General features: G+C 69.3%; 1 protein-coding gene and 1 pseudogene. One reads left to right on the plus strand and one right to left on the minus strand.

Translation table 11 applies throughout. From position 1 onward, the window contains the following. Positions 1 to 379 (minus strand): annotated as a pseudogene (locus GPA_RS19160) (leucine-rich repeat protein); the annotation flags it as partial. Between the two features lie 183 nt (positions 380 to 562). Between GPA_RS19160 and GPA_RS09465 the strand changes: the two are divergent. Next, positions 563 to 1,118, plus strand: a 556-nt coding sequence (locus GPA_RS09465) for a DUF2201 family putative metallopeptidase (RefSeq protein WP_414735665.1), incomplete at its 3' end; no start/stop codon positions are given.

Below are 1,118 nucleotides of genomic sequence, written 5' to 3' on the forward strand. Positions count from 1 at the left end.
CATAGCCCTCCTCGTCGCGGCGCACGCCGACAGCGCCTCGCAAGCCCGCTGCGATCCCGCCAGGCGATTCCGGCGCCGCCGCCTCGTCGCGCCGTGCTTGCCCTCCGGCCTGCGCGAGCAGCTCCTCGCGCTCCTCGTCGGACAGCCCCATGCCCAGCGAGCCGACCACCAAGAGGTCGCCGTCGGTACCCTCGGCACCGTTTCGGGCAGCCCATTCCCGATACGAGGGAAGCTGCGGCGACCACACCTCGCCATCAGCTGCGCGCGCCGCGTCCGCCACCGCGACATCGGCGACGGACAGGGTCGGCATATTTTGGTGCGCATGCACAATGAGTTCTTCGATGGGTGTTTCAGCATCGTTGAACACCAGATCATCCATAGGCATGGTTTCGTGCTACCTCCCAAAACTTATCGCCGATCCGTTTGTTTACCGCCCGCTTCCCCCATGCTACACTGCCTGTGGCGGCAAGGGCAAGCATGTGTCCGGCACAAGGGTGCGCAGGCGCGCGAACGCCCAGCCGACAGCCTCGCCGCCGCACGCACCGCCGTCGAAGGAGGCCCCATGGCGTCCGATGCCGCAGGTCCGCTTGCCCGCCAAGCCCTCGACCTCGCGAAAAACGCCCTGCTCGTGAGCTTGCGTTTCATGAACGCCGCGTTCGCGCGCCTGCACCCCTTCCCCGTGCCGGGCGCCACGCTCGCCACCGACGGCCTGCACCTGCGCTACGACCCCCTCGCGCTCGCGCGCCTCTATGCGGCCGAGCCGAACGAGCTCACACGGGCCTACCTCCACATCGTGTTGCATAACGTGTTCTTGCACCCCTACCCCGGCGAGCACGTGGACGCCGCGCGCTGGGATGCCGCCTGCGACATCGTGGTGGAACGCACCATCGCCGAGCTCGATCTGCCCGTCACCCGCACGGCGCGCGGCGCGCGCCAACAGGCGACGCTCGCGCGCATCGATGCCGCGCTGCCGCTGGCCACCGCCGAGACGGTGTACCGCCTCCTTGGCGAGGAGGGGTTCGCGGGTGAAGAGCTGGCCGAGCTGCGCGCACCCTTCTACGTGGACGACCACGAACCCTGGTACCGCATGATGGCCGCCGAGGGCGAGGGCGGCGGCG

Origin of the sequence: Gordonibacter pamelaeae 7-10-1-b, assembly GCF_000210055.1 — a bacterium.
In the GTDB taxonomy this organism is placed as follows: domain Bacteria; phylum Actinomycetota; class Coriobacteriia; order Coriobacteriales; family Eggerthellaceae; genus Gordonibacter; species Gordonibacter pamelaeae.